Origin of the sequence: Streptomyces odontotermitis, assembly GCF_050510915.1 — a bacterium.
Taxonomy (GTDB): Bacteria; Actinomycetota; Actinomycetes; order Streptomycetales; family Streptomycetaceae; genus Streptomyces.
Genome location: NZ_JBNJLS010000019.1, coordinates 149,112 through 170,614 on the forward strand (window position 1 = coordinate 149,112; position 21,503 = coordinate 170,614).

Below are 21,503 nucleotides of genomic sequence, written 5' to 3' on the forward strand. Positions count from 1 at the left end.
CGCCCTCCTTTACGTCCAGTTGTTCCCTATGACCTAGGGCCGAGCGTACGACTGCCGAGGTGGGCAAAGGGTTGTACGGGGGCGGGTGAAATGTCGCGTGATGTTTTCCGCAGCGTGGAGGCGTGACGCCGGGACGTCGGGGCGCGCTGTTCCAGCTGTGAAGAGATCTTTGGTGAAGAGAGCCGGTGCGGGTGCGCTCGCGGTGGGGCTGGCGGTGGGGCTGCTCACCGCCTGCGGTTCCGACGAACCCGCGACGCTGTCCGGCGGGACGTGGCGCACGCTGCCGCCGGAGGACCAGGTGCGGGGCGGCAAGCTCGCGGACCGGGCGATGCGGCTGCTCTCCGAGACCGACTCCGTGCGGCTCAAGGTCTCCATGACCGCGCCCCTGGGCACCCGTAAGGTCTCGCTGCTCGTGGACCGGAAGGGCAACTGCTCCGGCACCTTCGACGAGGGGGAGATGAAGTCGGGCGAGATCCGGGTGCTGGCGGACGGGCTCGTCTTCTTCCGGTTCAGGGACAGCGCGCTGGACGCGATCCTCGCGCAGGCCGCGCTGCGCGGCCCCGCCGTCGAGGCCCGGGCCAAGGAGCGGACGGCGCTCGTACGCGGCAAGTTCATGGCCGTCCCGGCCAAGGACCCGAGCACGGCCGCGCTGCACAGCCAGTGCGACCTCGACCGGCTCATGGGCCCGATGGGCGGCGGCGCCGGCCAGGACAACAAGAACACCCGCGCCAAGCCCGAGACCTACCGCGACGGCAAGCGCGTCATCCCGCTCGTCGACTCCAAGGGGGAGATGGACGCGACGCTGTATGTGGCGGCGGACGAGAAGAAGCCGTACGCGCTCGCCATGGAGATGCGGCAGGGGCGCTCATTGATGGAGATGGAGTTCTCCGACTACGGCGAGCCGGTCCATGTGAAGGCCCCGCCGCCGTCCGAGATCGCCGACATCGACCTGGGGAGCGCGGGCTCGCTGCTGGAGGCGTAGCGGCGCAGCGGCAGGTCCGGGTGAACGGCCGAGGCCGCCACCCCCCACAGGAGAGGCCCCGGCCGTCACGCGGTACGGACCGCGGACGGCCCGTACTCTCTACAGCGCCGCCGGTGCGTTTTCTGTCACACCGCGCTCTGTCACCCGGTGGTTGCTGGTCGTACAAACATGGACGTAGGGCGTGTCAAACCCGTAGCGTGCTACATCGCGCGGGAGGCCGCGGACGTCAGGACCGCTGTCTTCGGGACCACGCACCGCACCATCAATTGAGCAACCACAACGGTGAACAACCGACTCCGCGAGAGCGGCGCCGGTTTAGGCGCAAGGGACAGGCAGGCAGCCAGCAGTGGGGGACGACGCGGAGTTGACCGCCGCGGTGCTAGCGGCTCAGGACGGGGACGAGACCGCGTTCCGGACCGTGTACCGCGCCGTGCATCCACGGCTGCTCGGATACGTCCGGACACTCGTCGGGGACCCGGACGCGGAGGACGTCGCGTCCGAGGCGTGGCTGCAGATCGCGCGCGACCTCGACCGGTTCACCGGCGACGCGGACCGGTTCCGCGGCTGGGCGGCCCGCATCGCGCGCAACCGCGCCCTCGACCACATACGGATGCGGGGGCGCCGCCCGGCGATAGGCGGCGACGAGACGGAGCTGACCGGCAAGCCCGGCGAGGCCGACACGGCGGGCGAGGCGATGGAGTCCCTCGCCACCGGTGACGCGCTCGCGCTGATAGCCCAGCTCCCGCAGGACCAGGCCGAGGCCGTCGTGCTCCGGGTCGTCGTCGGCCTCGACGCGAAGAGCGCGGCCGAGACTCTCGGCAAGCGCCCCGGAGCGGTCCGCACGGCGGCGCACCGCGGCCTGAAGCGGCTCGCGGAGCTGCTCGGCGCGGACGGCACGGAAGGTGCCGAGCCCCCCGCCGCGCTCGGCGCGGTACCACCCCAGCGAGGCCGCCGCGGGCGCCCGGTGTCGTCCACCGGTGTGACGCATTCGCGTACGCGGACGCAGAAGGACATGTGATGGCCGACGAGGACTACCAGTGGCTCGACCGTGCCGTGGCGGAACGCCTGCTGCGCGGTGAGCCCCTCGACGATGTCGACCTTCACACCCGTAACCAGGCCGAACAAGAGCAGGCCGAACGGCTCGCGCAGGCCCTTGAGTCGCTGGAGACGCTGTGTGCGGACGATGCCGTGCGCGCCACGGAGGAGACGTCGGGCGTGCGGCCGGGTGCCGCCGTCGCGAGCGGTCGTCCCGGGACGGCCGCGCACGCTTCTTCTCCGGCCGCCCTGGAGGGTGAACTCCCGGGCGAGGCGGCCGCGTTGGCCGCGTTCCGGCAGGCCAGGGCCGAGGGGGCGGGGGCGGCGTCCGCCGGTGCCGGGCCGGTGCGCCTGGGCCGTCCCGGCGAGCGTCCCCGTGCCGTCCGCTGGGGAAGACCCGTGCGGTTCGGCATGGCCGCGGCTCTCGCCGGGTGCATGCTCGGCGGCGTCGCCGTCGCGGCGGGCACCGGGGTCCTGCCGACACCGTTCACCCGCAAGGAAGCGCCCGCGCAGGAGCGCACGCCCTCGGCGGCGTCCTCCCCGGACAGCGTCCTGCCGACTCCCTCCGGCAGCAGCCGGAACCCGGACGAGCCGACGCCCGACGAGGGCACCACCCCGGACGACGACACCACGCACAAGCCCGGCACCGCGAAGGACCCGGACAGCAAGGCGCCGGACGACGACGCGGGCAGCACGCCCGGCGGCTCGAAGAAGCCGGTCCCCGGCACGGGCAGCGGCTCCGACGACGAGGCCAAGGGCTGGTACCGGCGCATCGTCGAGTCCTGCCGCGACTACCGCGACGGCGACCTCCCGGCCGACCAGCGGCGCCGCCTGGAGAAGGCGGCGAAGGGCGCGGAGCGCGTCAATGAATTCTGCGGGCGAGTGCTCGGCGGCACCCCCGGCGGCGGCGATGACGACCGCGGCTCCTCCGGGGGCGGCGGCAACGGCAACGGCGGCAGCTCCGGCGGCGGTCAGGGTGACGGCGACGGGGACGGTGACGAGGACGGCTCCGGCGGCTCCGGTCCGGGCGGCTCCGGCCCCGGGGGCAACGGCGGCGGACACCGGCCGGGCGAGGGCAACACCGCGCGGCCCACGTCCACGCCGAGTGCGCCGCAGCACGCCATGCCCACCGCGTCGTACCGCGTGACGCCCGCGCCGACGAGCAGCTCTTCCTGAGGCTCGTTCTGAAGTCCGTTCCTGAAATTCGTTCAAGGTGTGACGTTTTTTGAGGCGGCGGCGCAGTAAGTAGTGAGCCGACTGGTCATCGGCCGGAGCACGAGTCGGGGGTTCCCCCCGTACCTTCGACTCAGTGCCACATAGCGCGGGCGGGACACGTTCCCCCGGTCCCGCCCGCGCTGTTTCTCTTGCTTGTCCCTCCCGCGTCTCTCACTTGTAGATGACGACCTTGTCGCCCTTCTCCACCTCGGCGAACAGCCGCGCGATCTTCTTCTCGTCCCGTACGTTCACGCAGCCGTGCGACGCCCCGTTGTAGCCGCGGGCCGCGAAGTCGGAGGAGTAGTGGACCGCCTGGCCGCCGCTGAAGAACATCGCGTACGGCATGGGAGTGTGGAACAGCGTCGAGACGTGGTGCCGGGACTTCCAGTACACGGGGAACTCGCCCTCCCGCGTGGGCGTGTACTGCGAGCCGAAGCGGACGTCCGTGGTGAAGCGGGCCTTCCCGTCCACCATCCACGTCAGGGTCCGGGTGCTCTTGCTGATGCACAGGACCCGGCCGGTCAGGCAGCGCTTGTCGGGTGCGGCGGGCGGTATGCCGCCGCCCGAGTACCGCTCGAAGCGGCTCGGCTCGTGGGTCATGGAGAGCAGCCGCTGCCAGGTGACCGTGTCCACGCTGCCGGTGCGGGGCAGGCCGCGCTTGCCCTGGAAGCCGCTGACGGCCTTCGCCGTGGACGAGCCGTACGTGCCCGTCGGGTCCTGGAAGAACCAGGCGAGCTGACGCAGCCTGGCCTGCAGTCCGCGCACCTTCTCGCCGCGGGCGCCCTGGGCCATGAGGACCTTGGGCGGGGCGGGCGGAGTGGGCTTCGCGGTGTGTCCTGGCGTCGGCGGCGCGGAGTGCTCCGGCTCCTTGCTCGCCGGCGGTGACGCCTTGCCGTCCGTCTCCACGGCGGCCGCCTTGCAGCCGCCGACGAGCGCGGCCATGGCGAGGACGGCCCCCACCGCCGTACGCCGTCTGGATATGAGTCCTCTGGTCATGCCGGTCCCCCCGCTGTAGTGGACGCCGCCCCTGGAGTGGACACCGTCCCCCAAACTGTTTCCCCCGAGTGACCGCTCTCGAACGTTGGCGCATCCTGGACCCATGGCGCGTGAAACCGAGTCAGGACTGCCCGTCGAGCCGGTGTACGGCCCCGAGTCGCTCGCGGGCTGGGATCCGGGCGAGCGGCTCGGCGACCCCGGCGCGTACCCGTACACGCGGGGCGTCTACCCGACGATGTACACCGGCCGCCCCTGGACGATGCGGCAGTACGCGGGCTTCGGCACCGCCACCGAGTCCAACGCCCGCTACCAGCAGCTCATCGCCGACGGCACCACCGGCCTGTCCGTCGCCTTCGACCTGCCCACGCAGATGGGCCACGACTCGGACGCGCCCCTCGCGCACGGCGAGGTCGGCAAGGTGGGCGTGGCCATCGACTCCGTCGACGACATGCGGGTGCTGTTCGACGGGATCCCGCTCGACCGGGTCTCCACGTCGATGACGATCAACGCCCCGGCCGCGCTGCTGCTGCTCATGTACCAGCTGGTCGCCGAGGAACAGGGCGTCGACGCGCGGCAGTTGACGGGGACGGTCCAGAACGACGTCCTCAAGGAGTACATCGCGCGGGGCACCTACATCTTCCCGCCGAAGCCCTCGCTGCGCCTGACCGCCGACATCTTCCGCTACTGCGGCGCCGAGATGCCGAAGTGGAACACCATCTCGATCTCCGGCTACCACATGGCGGAGGCGGGGGCCTCGCCCGCGCAGGAGGTCGCGTTCACGCTCGCCGACGGCATCGCGTACGTGCGCACGGCGGTCGCGGCGGGCATGGACGTGGACGACTTCGCGCCGCGCCTCTCCTTCTTCTTCGTGGCCCGCACGACGCTCCTGGAGGAGGTCGCCAAGTTCCGTGCGGCGCGCAGGATCTGGGCCCGGGTGATGCGCGACGAGTTCGGGGCGCGGAACCCCAAATCCCTGATGCTGCGCTTCCACACCCAGACGGCGGGGGTCCAGCTCACCGCGCAGCAGCCCGAGGTGAACCTCGTCCGGGTCGCCGTCCAGGGCCTCGCGGCCGTCCTCGGCGGCACCCAGTCGCTGCACACCAACTCCTTCGACGAGGCGATCGCGCTCCCCACCGACAAGAGCGCCCGGCTCGCCCTGCGCACCCAGCAGGTCCTCGCCCACGAGACGGACGTCACCGCCACCGTCGACCCCTTCGCCGGTTCGTACGCGGTCGAGCGGATGACGGACGACCTGGACGCGGCGATCAGCGAACTCATGGACAGGATCGAGGACTTGGGCGGCGCCGTCGCCGCGATCGAGCACGGCTTCCAGAAGGGTGAGATCGAGCGGAGCGCGTACCGCGTGGCGCGCGAGACGGAGAGCGGCGAGCGCGTGGTGGTCGGCGTCAACCGCTACGCCCTCGACGCGGAGGAGCCGTACGAGCCGCTGCGCGTGGACCCCGCGATCGAGGCACAGCAGGTCGCCCGCCTTGCCGCGCTGCGCGCGGGCCGCGACCAGCAGGCGGTCGACGCGGCCCTGGACGCGCTGCGGACGGCGGCGGAGAGCGATGACCTGAACGTCCTCCACCCCATGAAGGACGCCCTGCGGGCGCGGGCCACCGTGGGGGAGGTGTGCGGGGCGTTGCGGGAGGTGTGGGGGGCGTACGAGCCGCGAGGCACCTTCTGAGAGGTCACGGCTGCTGGAAGAAGTCCCGCACCGTCTGGGCCAGTTGGGCGAGGTAGCCGCTCGACGCGGGCTTCTGGGACAGCTTGAACTCGACGGAGTTGCTGCCGTCCTTGCGGGTGTAGCGGAAGTCGACCTTGAGGCGCAGCCAGGCGACGACGGCGCCGAGGACCACGATGTGGTCCGCCGACTCCAGCACGCCCATCTGGTCGTCCTTCGGGGGGTCGGCGAGGACGGGCCCGCTGACCGCCGCGCTGTCCTCGTCGGCGGCGAGGCGGGCCAGGACGGCGCGGGCGTCCCCCGAACCGAACGCGGGGGCGTCGAGGCCCGCCGCCGCGAACAGCGCGCAGAGCACCTCCTGCGCCTGCCCCGCGTCGGTCACCGGGAAGGGCTCGGCACCGGATGCGGCCAGCGTGTGGGTGATCTCGCCCAGGGCCAGGACGACCGTGCGGTCCGTGAAGCGGGCGATGTCGGTGGTGGTCAAGGACGGTCAACTCCTCTGTGGGACACGGTCGTACACGGCACATCATCTCCAGTCGCCGAGCGGCACGAACCCCGCCCAGTGGTACGGGTGCGCGAGCCACGGCCGCGACGCGTCCGACAGGAGCCGCCGCTGGGCCCGCCACAGCGCCCGCCACATCGGCTCCCCGGCCCTGCGGTCGTCCACGAGCCCGTCGAGCAGCTCCGCCGAACTGTCCCGGTTCACCCGCCACACCGGTGCCACCACGACCCGGGTGCCCTCGCGGAACAGGGCCTGGGTGAGGCCCGTGAAGTCCTCGCCCAGGTGGGCCGGGTCGTGCCAGCCGGCCGAGCAGGCGCGCAGGACGACCGTGGCCGGGGTGGAGCCGGTGGGCGGGGCCGTGATGTCGCGGGCGCGCAGCAGGAAGGGCAGGGCGTCGGGGAGCTGCGGGCTCGCGTGCATGCTGGTGTGGCGGCGGCCGTCGGTGAGGATCAGCGCGGCGTCGTCGGGCTCGCCGTCGCCCGAGTGGCCGTGGCAGGCCACGTAGGCCAGGTCGTGGCGGGCGAGGGCCGCCATGACGGTACGGGGGGTGGCCGCCGTGCCGGTGAGCCGGGTGCTGTCGTCGCCGGGCCCGGCGTGGGCGGTGTTCTCGGTGTTCTCGTGCTCGAAGTCCGGCGCGGCCGGGTCCGCGAGCTCCTCCTCGGAGGCGACGCTGACGTGCACCACCCGGTGCGGGCGCGGCATGTCCTCCAGGAGGAGGTATTCGAGGGCGGACAGGCTGGGCGTGTAGGTGAGGGCGGCGCGCTCGGCGACGTACGCGCCGTCGGCGAGCCTGAGAGCGTGCAGGGGCAGCACCGCGAGGGGGCCGTGCGGGGCGACGCACAGGAGCTCGCGGCCGGCCAGCGCGTCCTGGAAGGGCAGCAGTTGGGCGGAGAGCTCGCCGAGGGGGAGCGGGGTGGGGCGGCGCGGGTGGATCGGCGGGCGGGGCGGGAAGGTGTCCGGGTCGCCGTCGACGGTGCGGCGGATCGCGTCGGCCGCGGTGTGCAGGGCCGCGCGGGTGGTGGGGACGCGGTAGGTGCGCAGCCGGGACTCGCCCGAGGTGAGCACGAAGCAGAAGCTGTGCCGTTCCCCGATGAAGTACGAGGCGAGGGTCAGCCCCTCGGCGGGGGCGTGCGCCTCGACCAGGCGCAGGGCCTCGGGCAGTCCGATGCCGCGGGCGCGGCGCAGCCGCTCGTGGCGGGGCGCCGTCCTGCCGATCGCCGCGGCCTTGGCGTACAGGTCGTCGAGGAGGCCGTTGAGGATGTGTTCGCGCTGGCGCTGCCGGGACGCGTCGGCGCCGGTGTCGCCGTGTTCGGACTCGTGCAGCAGGCGGCGGACGGCGGGCAGCAACCGGGCCTCGTCGTCCAGGAGTCGCGGGTCGACGTGGGCGACCGGCGGGGGCGGCGGCAGCGGGAGGCGGGACAGGTCCTCCACGATGCCGCGTGACTTGACCTCCTCGTGGAGGTCGAAGGCGAGGTGGGGAGCGGGACGGCCGTCGGGGAGGGCGAGCGGCTCCCCCTCGCCGAGCAGGAGGGCGAGCAGCTCCTCGTACACGGGCAGGGCGAGACCCGCCCACTCCTGCGAGGACTGCGCGCCGTGGTCGCCCTCGCGCTGCCGCAGCAGCATGGCGCGGCACTCCCAGAGCTCGTCGAAGGCGACCTGCCGCCGCTCCGGGTCCTCGGCGACGATGCGGGCGAGGGCCAGCCGGACGCCGAGGGTGTCGTCGGCGCGGTCGTTGCGCAGCGCGGCGTCGAGGGTGGCGCGCAGGTGGGCCTCGGCGGTGGCGGGGCCGTGCGTGTCGGCGAGGAGGGCGGCGACGGGCAGGCAGAGGTCGCGGGTGGCGTACCAGATGTCGTCGGTGAGGGTCTGGGTGTAGAGGGCCGTCAACTCGGCCTCGGCGGCGGCGCGTTCGGCCCTGGTTCCGGCGACGCGGGCCAGGCGTTCCAGGACGATCAGGCGGATGCGCAGCAGCAGGGTCGCGAACTGGGGGGAGGAGCCGAGCATGAGCCGCACCTGGTGGCAGAGGAAGCTCAGGGACTCGCCCAGGTCGTGGTCCTGGAGCTGCTCGTGTCCGGCGGCGAAGCCCAGCATGCGCGGGCGGGCCTCGACCCGGTGCCACTCGTCGCCCTCGACGGCCCCGGTCGTCATGGCGAGGGCGTCCCGCAGATAGCCTGCCGCCTCCTCCCGCTCGCCGTCGAGCAGGGCCAGGTCCGCGTAGGCCACGAAGATCTCACCGAGGCCGCCCCAGGGGCGGCCGCCCAGGTCGAACAGGCTCAGCAGGAGCATGTGCGCGGCCGGGCGGCGCCGCTCCGGGGCGCCCTCCCGGATGAAGGTCCGCGCGATCAGATGGTGGACCTGGGGGAGGCCCGGCGCCGTCTCGATGCCGGTCGCGTCCTGCTCGGCCAGCAGGATCCGCAGGGCCTCCCGGCCGCGGCCGCGCGCCTCCATGCACTGCGCCAGGCGGTAGTTGGTCTCCCGGCGCAGATTTCCGGTGCCGTCCTCACCTGCCAGCGCGAGGAGCTCACGGAAGGCGCGGACGGCCGCCCCGTAGGCGCCGATGCCCTGCCAGGCGCGCGCCCGCAGGTCCAGCAGGGTGGTCCGCGGTACGGGAGCCCGGACCCCCTGCGCGGTGAGGGCGTCGACCTCGTCGAGGTGGCCGAGGGCCTCCCGGTACCGCACGTCGCGGTAGACGTACATGCCCGCCAACTGGGCGTGTGTGTCGGCCAGTTCGTCACCCGGAACTCCCCGGCGCCCGCGCGCCTGGTCCAGGGCCCGGTTCAGGGTGTGCCGCATGCCACGGAGGTCGTTGAGCGAGCCCATGGCCCCGGCGAGCGAGCCGTAGGCGATCAGGAGGGAGGAGCCGTCTCCGGCGGCCTCCTGGAGAGCGACGGCGCGCGCTCCGTGGAACAGGGCGCGGCGGAGCTTCGGCTCCGGCTGATGGGGCCGCCCCCGCCGGGGCTCCGGCTCGGCGAGCACGCTCGCCCACAGGGCCCGGCCGAGCACCTGGTCGGGCGGGCTTTCGCTGAGCATCGCGAGCACTCCGCAGAGCCCCGCCTTGGCGAGGCGGTCCCCGGAGTCGGCCATGAGGGAGGGCTGGGCGGCCTGCACGGGCCGGTCCGGCAGCAGGGCGCGGTGGCGGTGCAGGAGGCGGTGGGCGGCGAGCAGGTGCGGGGCCCGGCGGGCTCGGGCGAGAAGGTCCTCGAAGTCCGCGGGCGGACCGGAAGCGGTGTCGGTGCCGGTGTCGGTGCCGGTGCCGGTGTCGGTGTCGGAAGCCGGGCCTGAGCCCGTACGGGAGGCCGTGCCCGAGCCTTCACCGGCGGAGGCCGTGCCCGTGCCCGGCCCCGAGTCCCGCACGGGGCCCGCCGTGCCGCTCCCGTCCACGCCCGACCTGCACAACCGCGCCAGGAACACGTGCAGCTCACGCATCGCCGGTTGGTCCCCGACGTCGCCGATCTCCTCCAGGAAGGCGGCCGCCCCCTCGCGCTGGTCCAGGGGGATCCGGCGGAGAAGGGTGCGCACCTCGTCGAAGGTGGCCGCGGTCATCATGCGGAGGGTGGCCGACATCGTGTCCTCAGACAGCTGCGTCATCGTCGTCCTCCAGCAGCGCCGCGGCCCGTGCCGCCTCTTCGGGGTCGTGGGTGAGGGCGGCGCACCGCCGGGCGTGCGCGCGGGCCTCTTGCCACCGGCCCGCCCGCGCGAAGGCGCCGGCGATCCGCAGCAGATCGGTGGCCTCCATGCCGGGCTCCCGCGCCACCTCGTCGGACAGGAGGGCGGCCGTCTCCGGGGGCGCCGACGCCACCTCGAAGAAGAGGTGCAGGGCCAGATAGGGCGAGCGGTGCTCCGCGGACATGGCGCGGCGCCTGAGCCGGGCGAAGGCGCGGTTCAGGGCTTCCTGGTCGTTCTCGTCGGCGGCGGTCACCAACTCCTCGTACAGGAAGTCCCGTTCGGCCCGCGCCTCGCGCTCGCGCAGCTCGCGGCCCGCCAGCGGGGCGCTGCGCGCGGCCCGGAGCACGGCGGACTCGGGGTGCTCCCGGCGCAGGAAGTCCATCGCGTCGTGCTGCACCGAGGCGGGCAGACCGGAACGGGCGATTCGGACCAGCAACTCCAGTGCCCGCACGCTCACTTGCTGCTGAAGGGTCTCCGTCACGACCCGCGAGGCGGTCCAGAACGGCTCCGGCGAGTCGTCGAGCTCTCCGAGTGCGCACAGGCTCTGCGCGTGCAGCAGTGAGGTCTCGGTGGGCCGCTCCTGGCCCGTGTTCACGTCCCACGCCGCGATCCGCAGGACGAGGAACTCTCTTTCCAGGGCCCGCTGTTCAAGGGTGTCGGCCACCCACTCCGCGCGCCTGCGCACCTCGTCGAGCCACCGACGCGCGAGCCCTGTGCCCTGCCGCTCGAGGAGACCGGCGGCCTCGTCCAGGACGGCGCCCGCCGCTGCGAGCCGGCCGGCGTGCACCAGGGCCGTGGCCAGGTCCACGCGCAGCGGCACGTGTTCCGGCCGCTCGTCGGCCAGCTCTTCCAGCCCGGCCAGCGCGGTGAAGGGCATCCCGGACAGCAGCTGTGCGAGCGCCAGCACATATCCGCTGTCCGGGATGGCGTCACGCTGTTCCTCGATGACCTCCAGGGCTCGCGCCCGGTCCGTCATGCCGGTCTCGACGCCCATGAGGACGGCCAGGGGTTCCCTTCCGAACACCTCCCGCGCGAACGGCACGTCCCACTCAGGCAGAGCTCGCCCCATCGCACCCCCGTGTGCACGACTCGTGGAGCCCAGTCTGGCGTCAGTGGTGCCAGGCGTCACCCCCCACGTTGTGAATCATCCGCTGGAGCACCTTCAGGGCCGCCACGTACTCCCCGTCCGTGATGCCCGCGTGGATCCGGTCGCGGTTCGCCTTCTGCTGCACGGCGATCCTGGCGTGCAGCTCGCGCCCCGCGTCCGTGGGCCGGAGCCGCCCGCTCCCGTCCTCGCTGAGCAGCTCGCGGCCGAGCAGGGCGTCGATGTCGTGCTCCAGGGCGCGGTCGCCGACGTCGAGGTAGCCGCGCAGGGTCGCCACGACCTCGGAGCGGTCCTTGCCGTCGTCGGTGCCGACGGCCGCCTGGTTGAGGATCCACCACTGTGGCTGGGTCACCCCGAACTCGGCGAGGGTGGTGCGGATGTAGTGGACCACGGCGGTGCCCGTGGCCGAACTCCAGTAGCCGATGGGCTGGTTGATGAGTCCGGCGTCGTCGTGCGAGTACGTGGAAGTCGTCATGGGGAGAACGTAGAACCTCAAGTCAACTTGAGGTCAAACGTTCGCGGTGACGTGCTTCAGGTAGTCGGGCAGGGTGGCCGCGTCCGTCCCCGCCCAGCCCACGTATCCGTCCGGCCGGACCAGGAACAGGCCCCGGCCGTACGGCTCGTACGGCTTCAGGTGGTGTACGTGGATGAAGTCGGCCTTCAGGGGCGGGAGTTCGGCCTCGGGGGTGCCGACCGCCAGGAGCGTCCAGTGCGGGCCGCGGAAGAGGCCGAAGAGGTGCCCGTCGCCCCCGGCTCGGTCCGCGGGGCCGTCCGGTGCGCGGTCGCCCGCCTGGAGTGCGTCGTCCTCGATGCCGCCGCGCTCCTCCGCCGAGAGGCTCGACTCGCGGTAGTTCAGGCCCAGTTGCTGGGTCGCGCGGCCCCGTGGGACCTCCTGGCGGTGCACGCGCGTCGAGAGGTTCAGGACGCTCGCGGCGACCGGCAGGCGCTCCTCCTCGTAGGTGTCGAGGAGCGCGGCGGGGGCTCCGTCACGCAGGACCGCGCCGAGCTTCCAGCCCAGGTTGTAGGCGTCCTGGACGCCGGTGTTGAGGCCCTGGCCGCCCGCGGGCGAGTGCACGTGCGCGGCGTCCCCGGCGAGGAACACCCGGCCCGCCCGGAAGCGGCCCGCCATCGCCGCGCGCGGGCGGAAGTCGGAGGCCCAGCGGACCTCGGTCACGTCCTCGGCGGCCAGGTGGGTGCGGGCGGCGACCAGTGCGCGTACGGCGTCGGGGGAGAGGTCGGGGGTGGCGTCCTCGGGAAGGCGGGCGGCCAGTTGGAAGTCCTCGGTCCCGGCGAGGGGGCAGAGCGCCGTGAAGGTGTTCGCGAGGGTGTCGTCGTCCGTGGCCGGCGGGAACATGTGCCAGTGGTCGCGGTCAAGGGCGCCGGTCCGGACGCGGACGTCGGCGACGATCGTCGGGTACGGGTCCACGGCCTCGCCGGTCATCGTGACGCCGAGCGCGCGGCGCACCGTGGAGCGGCCGCCGTCCGCCGCGACCAGGTAGCGGGCGCGCACGGTGCGTGTGCCGTGGTCCGTCGTGAGCTCGGCGGTGACCCCGTCCTCGTCCTGCGCCAGGGCGGTCAGCGCCGTGCCGAACTCGACCTCCGCGCCGCCCAGTTCGCGCAGTCGCGCGTGCAGGATCTCCTGGGTGCGCCACTGCGGCAGCATGAGGGGGACGGTGTAGGGCTCGGCGGGGGTCGGCGCCACCGCCTCGAACATGGGCCGCTCGCCCTGCCGTTCGCCGTCGCGCCAGATCATCCCCGTCGGGTACGTCCCGCCGAGCGCCAGGGCCTCGTCGAGGACCCCCAGGTCGTCGAAGACCTCCTGTGTGCGCGGCTGGATGCCCTTGCCGCGCGAGCCGGGGAACAGCGTTTCGGCCCGCTCGACCAGGAGGGCGCGCACACCGCGCCGGGCCAGGTCGCAGGCGAGGGTCAGGCCGGTGGGGCCCGCGCCCACGATGAGTACGTCCTTAACGCTGTTAAGTTCCGTCATGCCCCGAGGGTGCGCTTAACGGTGTTAAGTTGTCAAGGTGGCTGGCGAACGAACGACGCGACTCGACCGGACCCTGGTGGCCCGCACCGCCCTCGACCTCCTGAACGAGACGGGGCTCGAAGGGCTGACCCTGCGCGCCATCGCCAAGGAGCTGGACGTCAAGGCGCCCGCTCTGTACTGGCACTTCAAGGACAAGCAGGCGCTGCTCGACGAGATGGCCACCGAGATGCTGCGGCGCATGGTGGACGACATGGTCGCGCCGGACGGCGCCGACTGGCGGACGGTCATCGCCGCCGCGATGCGCGGGCTCCGCGCCCAGCTGCTGCGCTACCGCGACGGCGCCAAGGTCTACAGCGGCACGCACTTCACGGACCTGTCGTACGTGGCGCCGATGGAGGCGAACCTGCGGCGGCTCACGGGTGCCGGGTTCACGCCCGCCGACGCCGCCCGCGCCTGGCAGACCGCGTACAGCTACACCATCGGGTACGTCATCGAGGAGCAGGCCATGGGCCCCGACCCGGCCAAGGGCGAGGAGGGGTACGACCTGGACGCGCGGGCCGAGCGGCTCGCGGAGTTCCCGCTCGCCGCGGCCGCGGGATACGAGATGTTCCGGGACTACGACGCGGGCTTCGGGCAGGGCCTCGCGGCGGTCGTCGAGGGGATCGGGGCGACGCTCGTCCGGCCCGGGGGACCGGACCGTAAGGTGGGCGCATGAGCGAAGCCGAAGCCGGGGACGCAGCGGGCACGGAGAGCGTGGACGAGACGCTGGAGCGCCTGGTCCAGGAGCTCGCCGACGCGATCGGCGAGGCTCAGGGCGTGATGAGCGAGGTCATCGACGAGCTGGTGGCGGACCTCACCGGGGAGCCCGGGGCCGGAGAGCCCGGCGGCTACTGAGGTCCGGTCGCGCCCTCATCGAGGAGCGCTCAGCACCCGCCGTATGCGCGGCGTCGCCCACGCCTCCACGTACCGGTTCAGGAGCCACGCCAGGAACAGCATCGCCGCCACCGTGAGCCCGAGCGTCGCGTACGAGGGCAGCCCCAGGCGCTGGTGCAGGAAGCCCACCGCCACCCAGCCCAGGTGCTCGTGCACCAGGTAGAAGGGGTACGTGAGGGCGCCCGCCACCGTCAGCCAGCCCCAGTTGGCGCGGGCGAGGAAGCCGAGCGCGATCAGGAGCACCGCCGCGAAGCCCGCCGTGACGATCGCGATGATGACGAAGGCCGAGCGGTACGAGAACGCGGGCGTGCTCGCCGGGTGCCAGAGCCGGTCCACCGCGTAGTGCTGGCCGATCAGCCAGCTCACGCCGACGATGCCCCAGGCCGTGGCGTCCCCGCGGTTGCGGTGCAGCAGGTAGATGCCGACGCCGCCGATGAAGAACGGCGCGTACTCGGGCATCAGGACCAGGTCAAGGAGCGGTTCGTTCGCCGCCTCCGCGATCGCCGCCGCGAGGGTCCAGCCCGCGCAGAACAGCACGACCCGGGCGCGCGTCGCCCCCGGAAGGACCACGCACACCGCGAACAGCGCGTAGAAGCGCAGCTCCGCCCAGAGCGTCCAGCAGACCCCGAGGACCCGGTGCGCGCCCAGCGGCTGCTGGAGCATGGTCAGGTTCAGCAGGGTGTCGCTCGGTGAGACCGCCTTGAACGCCACCGCCGGGAGCGCGAAGACCAGCGTCACCAGGGCGATCGCCGCCCAGTACGCGGGATACAGGCGCGAGACGCGCGAGGCGAAGAAGGAGCGCAGCGGCCGCCCCCAGCCGCTCATGCAGATCACGAAGCCGCTGATGACGAAGAAGATCTGCACACCGAGGCAGCCGTAGGCGAACCAGCCGTGCAGGGACGGGAATTGGTGGCTGGGTGAGCTGCCCCACGCCTTGGCGATCTCGCCGTCCCGGCCGCCGTAGTGGTACGCGGCGACCATCAGGGCGGCGATGAGGCGCAGGCCGTCCAGGGCGCGCAGGCGGGGTGCGGCCTTCGCGCGGACCGGTGCGGCCACCGCCTCCGGGGCGGGCGCGGGAACGGTCGTGCCCGTCGCGGTCATCCGAGTGCGGTCCGCTTGAAGGAGCGCTTCACCGAGCGGGCGCGGCGCGCGACCTTGCGCACCGTCGCGTTGCGCGGGATGAACGACAGCTGCGAGGGCAGCGCGCCGGGCAGCGCGAGGGCGGTGAGGCGGCGGCGCTTGAAGTACCGCCAGGTGCGGTCGGTGAGGTGCCGGGAGAGGTAGTCCTCGGTGGCGGTGCGCAGGCCCGGGTAGATCTGCGGCTGCATCGCGAAGCCCACGGCGCCGAGCAGCCCCTTCAACTCCGTCACGGAGAGCGGCTGTTGCTGCTTCGCCGGATCCAGGTCGGGCAGCAGCGCGTCGACGATCGTGACCGGTACGCGGTTGCTGTTCTGGTACGGCGCCAGGCGCTCCAGGAGCAGCTCGGTGCCCGTGCGCGCCACCGGCAGGCCGTAGAACGCGGACGCGGTGAGCAGCGCCGTGGAGAAGCAGCCGACGACGAGCGCGGGCCGCATCCGCTGGTAGAGGACCTCCGCGAGGACCGGCGAGTCGAGCACCGTCAGGTGCACGCCGATCCGCTCCGCCTCCTTCTCCAGGGTGCGGTTCCAGGCGGCAGGGGCGGTGGGGTGCGGCTTGAACACCACGTGGGAGTGACCGCGTTCATGGGCGCCGCGCACCATGGTCAGGTGCAGCTCCTCCTCTTCCTCGGGGGTGAGGATGGAGAGCGCGGAGAGGTACTGGCCGAGGACCAGGGCGGGCTCGGTCCCGGGGCCGGGCAGCCCTTCGGGCAACTCGCCCTCGGACTCGCCGAGTTGGCCGAGCACCTTGAGGAACACGTCCGTCGGCACCAGCTCCGGCTCGACGCCGAACTCGGTGAGGAGCAGCGGCTTCAGGTCCGGCACCAGGTCGAGGTGGAGCAGCCGGCGCACGCGCGTGCCGACCAGCGGGTCGATCTTGTTGCGGGTGGGGCCGTAGCTCATCAGGCCGTCGGCGTAGACGTCGACGGGCGCGCCCGTGAAGATCCGTGCGATCGCCAGGGCCGGGTCGACCTGGATCGATTCGAGCGCCAGCTCCACGCGGTCGTCGCCGAGCCCCCAGGTGAGCCGCAGATACCGCTCCCACAGGGGGACGTCGTCGCCGCGCGGCGACCAACCACCGGGGTGGAAGGGCGAGATGGCCTCGTTCCAGGACAGCACCTCGTCGAAGCGGGAGCGCAGCCGCTCGAAGCCGGGGGCCGTGTCGGGGCCCGCCGTCGTCTCCGGAGTGGCCGCGTTGTTGGAGACGAGGAGGATGCTGCGGTCCACCGGGGTGAAGCGGTCCGCGTCGATGGCGGCGGCCAGCGTCGCCACTCCGTAGAGGGTGGAGGCGACGTGGATACGGGTGGTGCGCTGCGGGCTGGTGAGCCAGGACGTGGTCACGCGGCGACCTCCGCCGCGACCGGACGCCGCCGCAGCCTGCGCAGCCGGGTGGCGCGCTGGACGTCCATGGAGTCGAGTGCCTCGTCGAGCACGCCCTGCGGCATCCGCTTCAGGGCGGCGGCGCTCATCGACTTCAATTTGCGGGCCACAGCCGGTTCGAACCTTTCGATGGATCCCAAGTGGTGGGAAATGATGGCGCAATACGTCCGCACGGCCTTCGGCAGCAGGCTCGCCGCGTCCCGGTCCTGTGCCGTTTCCCGTACGACTTGATCAAATGCGCGAATGAAATCGAGCTGCCGCACGTCGCCGATCTGGGTGAGAGAGGACGCGACGCCACGCCGGTAGAACACGCCCAACAGGCCCGAAACCGCGAACGATTCCGCTTCTCTGTGCAGCCGCCAGATCCACGGCCGGTCCTCCGCCGTGCGCAGCCCGTCCGTGAAGTGCAGCAGGCCCGCGTCCGCGAGCCGCCGGTGGTAGATGCCCGCCCAGGCGTACGCGTAGTCGACGGAGGTCGAGCGGTCGGCGGGCAGTATGGCGTCGCGCGGATTCAGGGCCTCGTCGCGGCGGCCGTAGGGGACGCGGTGCACCGAGCGGGCCCGCGCGGTGCACTGGACGTGGTCGGTGCGGACGAAGTCGACGTCCAACCGCTCGATCCGGTCGAGGAGTTGACCGTAATAGCCGGGAGCGAGCCAGTCGTCGCCGTCCAGGAAGGTGAGGTACTCCCCGCGCGCGGCGTCCAGGCCCGTGTTGCGGGCGGTCGCCAGGCCGCCGTTCTGCTCATGACGGATGAGTCTGACCTGGCAGCCCGCGTCCGGCAGTTCCCGCGCGGCGCGTTCCAGGATGTCCGGCGTCTCATCCTTGGAACAGTCGTCCACGAGAATGAATTCGAAGTCGTCCCGTGCGTTGGCACGCAGACTCTTCAAGGTGTCGGGCGCGTATTGCTGCACGTTGAAAAACGGCACGATGACGGAGAGCTTAACCACGTGGGTGACGTTAGGTGTCGGCCCGGCATTCGTCTTGACCCTTGGTGGGATGTCAGGTGAACGACGCATGGCGGGATGGTTAACCGGCTTGTGAGAGACGATTCCGACGTGCCGATTCGCCATTCGTCGGCTCTCTGTTAACCGTTTGTTGCACCTGAGTTGGGCCGCGAATCGACGGGCCTTCCTAGCGTCTTGGCTGTGCCAGTAAGCGACAACGAGACCACCAGGGATCAGCAGCAGACACGCATCGCCGTGCTCGCCGATTCCGACACCCGGTGGAAATGGGGCGCACTCACCGCGAACCGCCTCATCCAGGGTGCCAGACTCGACGGATATCTGCTCCGTGGCCGGGCCACCCCCACCCCCCGGCAGCTCCAGGAAGTCGGCGTGCGCGCCGATTCCCTCCGCGAAGTCACCGCGGTGGAGTTCCTGCAGGAGATGGGGCGCGACGGCGAGGACGGGACCTCGTACGACATCGTCGTGCTCGCCCTCGTCGGCGGTGCCGTTCAGGCGGTCCTGCACGGTCTCGCCCACGCCTGGCAGGGGCGCGCCCGGCGCCCCGTCGTCGTCACCGGCTACGTCGGCGTCGTCTACGAGAAGCTCGCCGACGGGCTGCTCCTGCGGCACGGCGCGGACGTCGTCCTCGCCAACTCCCGCCAGGACGCGGAGCGTTTCCGCGCCGTCTACGAGGGAGTGGGCGCCGACGCCTCCAGCGTCACCGAGTGCGCGCTGCCCTTCCTCGGCGGCGCGCCCTACGAGGCCAAGGACCCCTACACGGTGGTCTTCGCGGCCCAGCCCTCCGTACCGGAGAACAAGGCCGACCGCACCTACCTGCTGCGCCGCCTCGTCCGGCACGCGCGGCAGCGCCCCGAGCGCGAGGTGCTGCTCAAGCTGCGCAGCAAGCCCGGCGAGCACACCACGCACATCGAAGAACTCCCGTACCAGAAGCTCGTCAAGGCCGAGGACGCGCCGCCCAACTTCCGTCTCGTGTACGGGCACATGGGCGACGTCCTGGACCACACCGACCTGCTGGTCACCATCAGCTCCACCGCCGCGCTCGAAGCCCTGCACCGGCGCATCCCCACCGCGGTCCTCACCGACCTCGGGGTGCGCGAGGCGCTCGGCAACCACCACTTCATCGGCTCCGGCTGCCTGGCCTCCTTCGACCAGCTGGACGCCGGGCACCGGCCCGAGGCCGACCCGGAGTGGACGGCGCGCCAGGGAGTCGCCGCGGACGGGACGTACGCGACGGCCTTCGACGCGGCCCGCTCGCGCGTCGAAGAGCTGCTCGCCACTCCTCGACTCCCGCAGCTCACCCCGTACTACAGCCCCGTCACCGCCTCCGGCTACCTGCCCCGGATCCTCGCCCGCCACCACCTCGGCCCCGACGGCGCCCCGCTCCCCGGAGCACCCGCCGCCGACCGCGAGCCGGGCCCGGTGCGCCAGGCCGTGCGCAGCGCGGCCCGCGGCGCCTACCGCCACGGAGTGCAGCGCGTGGCGCCCGTCATCCGCCGGATGGGCGAGCTGTGACCGGGCCGACGCCGGACGAGCGAGCCGCGGCCGCGCCGAACGTGCCGAACCCCCACCCCCACCTCCCCCGCCAAGGAGCCGCCCCCATGTCCCACCCCGACCGCCCTGCCCCAGCGAGCACGCCGACCCGCCGGGTCCTCGCCGTGATCCCCGCGCGCGGTGGCTCCAAGGGCGTGCCCGCCAAGAACCTCGCCCCGGTCGGCGGCGTCCCACTGGTGGCGCGCGCCGTCCGGGAGGCGCGGGCCGCCCGGCTCGTCACCGACGTCGTCGTCTCCACCGACGACCACGTGATCGCCGAGGCCGCGCGCTCGGCGGGTGCCGAAGTGGTGCTGCGGCCCGCGGCGATCGCCGGGGACACGGCGACCAGTGAGGCGGCCGTGCTGCACGCCATGGACGCCCACGAGGCGCTGCACGGCGAGCCCGTCGACGTGGTCCTCCTCGTCCAGTGCACCAGCCCCTTCATCGTCCGCGAGGACGTCGACGCCGTGGTCGACGCGGTGGTGCGCGGCGGCGCCGACACCGCCCTGACCGTGGCGCCCTTCCACGGCTTCGTGTGGCGCGACGCCGACGACGAGCCCGCGGTCCTCGGCGCGCAGCGCACGGACGAGGTGGGCGGGAACGGATCGGTGAAGGTCGCCAACACCACGGCCACGGACGGCGGTTACGGCGTCAACCACGACAAGTCCTTCCGGCCGCGCCGCCAGGACCGCCCCCAGGACCTCCTGGAGACCGGCGCCGTGTACGCGATGACGTCGGCCGGGTTCCGCGACCACAAGCACCGCTTCTTCGGGCGTACGGAGCTCGTGCGCACCGACCCCGCGCGGGTCCTGGAGATCGACGACCCGCACGACCTGGCGCGCGCCCGTGCGCTCGCGCCCCTCTTCGACGCGGACCAGCCCGGTTCGCTCCCGACCGCCGACGACATCGACGCGGTCGTCCTCGACTTCGACGGCACCCAGACCGACGACAGGGTGCTGATCGACTCCGACGGACGGGAGTTCGTCTCCGTGCACAGGGGAGACGGACTCGGCATCGCGGCCCTCCGCAGGAGCGGCCTCGCGATGCTGATCCTGTCCACGGAACAGAACCCGGTCGTCGCCGCCCGGGCCCGGAAACTCAAGATCCCGGTCCTGCACGGCATCGACCGCAAGGACCTCGCACTCAAGCAGTGGTGCGAGGAGCAGGGCATCGCTCCCGAGCGCGTGCTCTACGTCGGAAACGACGTCAATGACCTCCCGTGCTTCGGCCTCGTCGGCTGGCCCGTGGCGGTCGCGAGCGCCCACGACGTCGTACGCGGCGCCGCACGTGCGGTCACCACCGTTCCCGGCGGCGACGGCGCGATCCGAGAGATCGCCAGCTGGATCCTCGGCCCTTCTCTCGACTCCCTCAACAAGTAAGGAACGCAATCCTCATGTCTGCCACCCCCGCCACCTCCGCGGCCGCCTCCCTCAACTCCCGCCTCCGCAGCTTCGGTTCGCGCACCGCCGGTCCCGGTCAGCCCGTCTACGTGACCGGCGAGATCGGCATCAACCACAACGGTGACCTGGAGAACGCCCTCGCGCTGATCGACGTGGCCGCTGACGCCGGCTGCGACGCCGTGAAGTTCCAGAAGCGCACCCCGGAGATCTGCACCCCGCGCGACCAGTGGGACATCGAGCGGGACACCCCCTGGGGCCGCATGACGTACATCGACTACCGCCACCGCGTGGAGTTCGGCGAGTCCGAGTACCGGGCGATCTCGGACCACTGCGCCAAGCGCGGCATCGACTGGTTCGCGTCCCCGTGGGACACCGAGGCCGTCGCCTTCCTGGAGAAGTTCGACGTCCCCGCGCACAAGGTGGCGTCGGCTTCCCTCACGGACGACGAGCTGCTCCGCGCCCTGCGCGCGACGGGCCGCACGATCATCCTCTCCACGGGCATGTCGACCCCGAAGCAGATCCGCCACGCGGTCGAGGTCCTCGGCTCGGACAACATCCTGCTCTGCCACGCCACGTCGACGTACCCGGCGAAGGCCGAGGAGCTGAACCTCCGCGTCATCAACACCCTCCAGGCCGAGTACCCGAACGTCCCGATCGGCTACTCCGGCCACGAGACGGGCCTCCAGACGACCCTCGCGGCCGTCGCCCTCGGCGCCACCTTCGTCGAGCGCCACATCACCCTCGACCGCGCCATGTGGGGCTCGGACCAGGCCGCCTCGGTCGAGCCGCAGGGCCTGACCCGCCTCGTCCGCGACATCCGCACCATCGAGGCGTCCCTCGGTGACGGCGTCAAGAAGGTCTACGAGTCGGAGCTCGGCCCGATGAAGAAGCTGCGCCGCGTCGCGGGCGTCGTCGCCGAGTCCGAGGCGGCGGAGCGCGAGCCGGTCGCCGTCTGAAGCCCGCGGGACCCCTGACGGATACGGGACATAC

The 21,503-nt window shown here is 72.5% G+C and carries 18 protein-coding genes; 9 read left to right on the forward strand and 9 right to left on the reverse strand.

Features of this window, described 5'->3' with window-relative positions:
- The first annotated feature begins 172 nt into the window (after positions 1-172).
- From ACQB60_RS36010 to ACQB60_RS36020, 3 genes are all read left to right on the forward strand, one after another.
- Positions 173-982 (forward strand): hypothetical protein, encoded by an 810-nt coding sequence (locus ACQB60_RS36010; RefSeq protein WP_496930323.1) that lies wholly within the window; start codon positions 173-175, stop codon positions 980-982.
- Positions 983-1,328: 346 nt separating this feature from the next.
- Positions 1,329-2,000, forward strand: coding sequence for an RNA polymerase sigma factor (locus tag ACQB60_RS36015; RefSeq protein ID WP_496930324.1), 672 nt, complete (start codon positions 1,329-1,331; stop codon positions 1,998-2,000).
- On the forward strand, positions 2,000-3,193 hold the full coding sequence (locus ACQB60_RS36020) for a hypothetical protein (protein WP_496930325.1): 1,194 nt from the start codon (positions 2,000-2,002) through the stop codon (positions 3,191-3,193). The genes ACQB60_RS36015 and ACQB60_RS36020 overlap by 1 nt, the downstream gene beginning before the upstream one ends.
- A 210-nt stretch (positions 3,194-3,403) precedes the next feature.
- On the opposite strand, the gene ACQB60_RS36025 is transcribed toward ACQB60_RS36020, so the two are convergent.
- Positions 3,404-4,228, reverse strand: a complete 825-nt coding sequence (locus ACQB60_RS36025) for a L,D-transpeptidase family protein (protein WP_496930326.1) — start codon at positions 4,226-4,228, stop codon at positions 3,404-3,406.
- Positions 4,229-4,331: 103 nt separating this feature from the next.
- On the opposite strand from ACQB60_RS36025, the gene ACQB60_RS36030 reads away from it, so the two are divergent.
- Positions 4,332-5,915: an acyl-CoA mutase large subunit family protein gene (locus ACQB60_RS36030; protein WP_496930327.1), complete on the forward strand. Its 1,584-nt coding sequence runs from the start codon at positions 4,332-4,334 to the stop codon at positions 5,913-5,915.
- A 4-nt stretch (positions 5,916-5,919) separates the two neighbouring features.
- Here ACQB60_RS36030 and ACQB60_RS36035 read toward each other — a convergent pair whose 3' ends face one another.
- Genes ACQB60_RS36035 through ACQB60_RS36055 form a run of 5 tightly spaced genes read right to left on the reverse strand, consistent with a single transcriptional unit; the run spans position 5,920 to position 13,169 of the window.
- Positions 5,920-6,396, reverse strand: a complete 477-nt coding sequence (locus ACQB60_RS36035; RefSeq protein WP_496930328.1) for a hypothetical protein — start codon at positions 6,394-6,396, stop codon at positions 5,920-5,922.
- Between the two features lie 42 nt (positions 6,397-6,438).
- Positions 6,439-9,999, reverse strand: a complete 3,561-nt coding sequence (locus ACQB60_RS36040) for a CHAT domain-containing protein (protein ID WP_496930329.1) — start codon at positions 9,997-9,999, stop codon at positions 6,439-6,441.
- On the reverse strand, positions 9,983-11,146 hold the full coding sequence (locus ACQB60_RS36045; protein ID WP_496930330.1) for a hypothetical protein: 1,164 nt from the start codon (positions 11,144-11,146) through the stop codon (positions 9,983-9,985). The genes ACQB60_RS36040 and ACQB60_RS36045 overlap by 17 nt, the downstream gene beginning before the upstream one ends.
- 40 nt (positions 11,147-11,186) lie before the next feature.
- Complete coding sequence (locus ACQB60_RS36050; RefSeq protein WP_496930331.1) at positions 11,187-11,657, reverse strand: winged helix DNA-binding protein; 471 nt, start codon at positions 11,655-11,657, stop codon at positions 11,187-11,189.
- A 33-nt stretch (positions 11,658-11,690) separates the two neighbouring features.
- A complete protein-coding gene (locus tag ACQB60_RS36055) occupies positions 11,691-13,169 on the reverse strand; it encodes an FAD-dependent oxidoreductase (protein WP_496930332.1) in 1,479 nt (492 codons plus the stop codon).
- A 37-nt stretch (positions 13,170-13,206) separates the two neighbouring features.
- Between ACQB60_RS36055 and ACQB60_RS36060 the strand changes: the two genes are divergently transcribed.
- Both ACQB60_RS36060 and ACQB60_RS36065 read left to right on the forward strand, forming a co-directional pair.
- The gene (locus ACQB60_RS36060; RefSeq protein ID WP_496930333.1) at positions 13,207-13,884 is read left to right on the forward strand and encodes a TetR/AcrR family transcriptional regulator C-terminal domain-containing protein; all 678 of its coding nucleotides are present in this window, start codon (positions 13,207-13,209) and stop codon (positions 13,882-13,884) included.
- Positions 13,881-14,063 carry a hypothetical protein gene (locus ACQB60_RS36065; protein WP_496930334.1) on the forward strand — a complete coding sequence of 61 codons (183 nt, stop codon included), beginning with the start codon at positions 13,881-13,883 and terminating at the stop codon, positions 14,061-14,063. Before ACQB60_RS36060 ends, ACQB60_RS36065 begins: the two co-directional genes overlap by 4 nt.
- A 15-nt stretch (positions 14,064-14,078) precedes the next feature.
- Here ACQB60_RS36065 and ACQB60_RS36070 read toward each other — a convergent pair whose 3' ends face one another.
- Genes ACQB60_RS36070 through ACQB60_RS36080 form a run of 3 tightly spaced genes read right to left on the reverse strand, consistent with a single transcriptional unit; the run spans position 14,079 to position 17,565 of the window.
- On the reverse strand, positions 14,079-15,203 hold the full coding sequence (locus tag ACQB60_RS36070) for an acyltransferase family protein (RefSeq protein WP_496930335.1): 1,125 nt from the start codon (positions 15,201-15,203) through the stop codon (positions 14,079-14,081).
- Positions 15,200-16,579 (reverse strand): alpha-2,8-polysialyltransferase family protein, encoded by a 1,380-nt coding sequence (locus ACQB60_RS36075; protein ID WP_496930336.1) that lies wholly within the window; start codon positions 16,577-16,579, stop codon positions 15,200-15,202. Before ACQB60_RS36075 ends, ACQB60_RS36070 begins: the two co-directional genes overlap by 4 nt.
- Complete coding sequence (locus ACQB60_RS36080; protein WP_384845799.1) at positions 16,576-17,565, reverse strand: glycosyltransferase family 2 protein; 990 nt, start codon at positions 17,563-17,565, stop codon at positions 16,576-16,578. Before ACQB60_RS36080 ends, ACQB60_RS36075 begins: the two co-directional genes overlap by 4 nt.
- A gap of 198 nt (positions 17,566-17,763) precedes the next feature.
- On the opposite strand from ACQB60_RS36080, the gene ACQB60_RS36085 reads away from it, so the two are divergent.
- The 3 genes from ACQB60_RS36085 to ACQB60_RS36095 all read left to right on the forward strand — a co-directional run bounded on the left by ACQB60_RS36085 (position 17,764) and on the right by ACQB60_RS36095 (position 21,469).
- On the forward strand, positions 17,764-19,095 hold the full coding sequence (locus ACQB60_RS36085) for a DUF6716 putative glycosyltransferase (RefSeq protein ID WP_496930337.1): 1,332 nt from the start codon (positions 17,764-17,766) through the stop codon (positions 19,093-19,095).
- An 86-nt stretch (positions 19,096-19,181) separates the two neighbouring features.
- Positions 19,182-20,492, forward strand: a complete 1,311-nt coding sequence (locus ACQB60_RS36090) for a cytidylyltransferase domain-containing protein (RefSeq protein WP_496930338.1) — start codon at positions 19,182-19,184, stop codon at positions 20,490-20,492.
- A gap of 14 nt (positions 20,493-20,506) precedes the next feature.
- Entirely contained in the window at positions 20,507-21,469 is a 963-nt protein-coding gene (locus ACQB60_RS36095; protein ID WP_496930339.1) for an N-acetylneuraminate synthase family protein, read from the forward strand.
- Positions 21,470-21,503 lie beyond the last annotated feature (34 nt).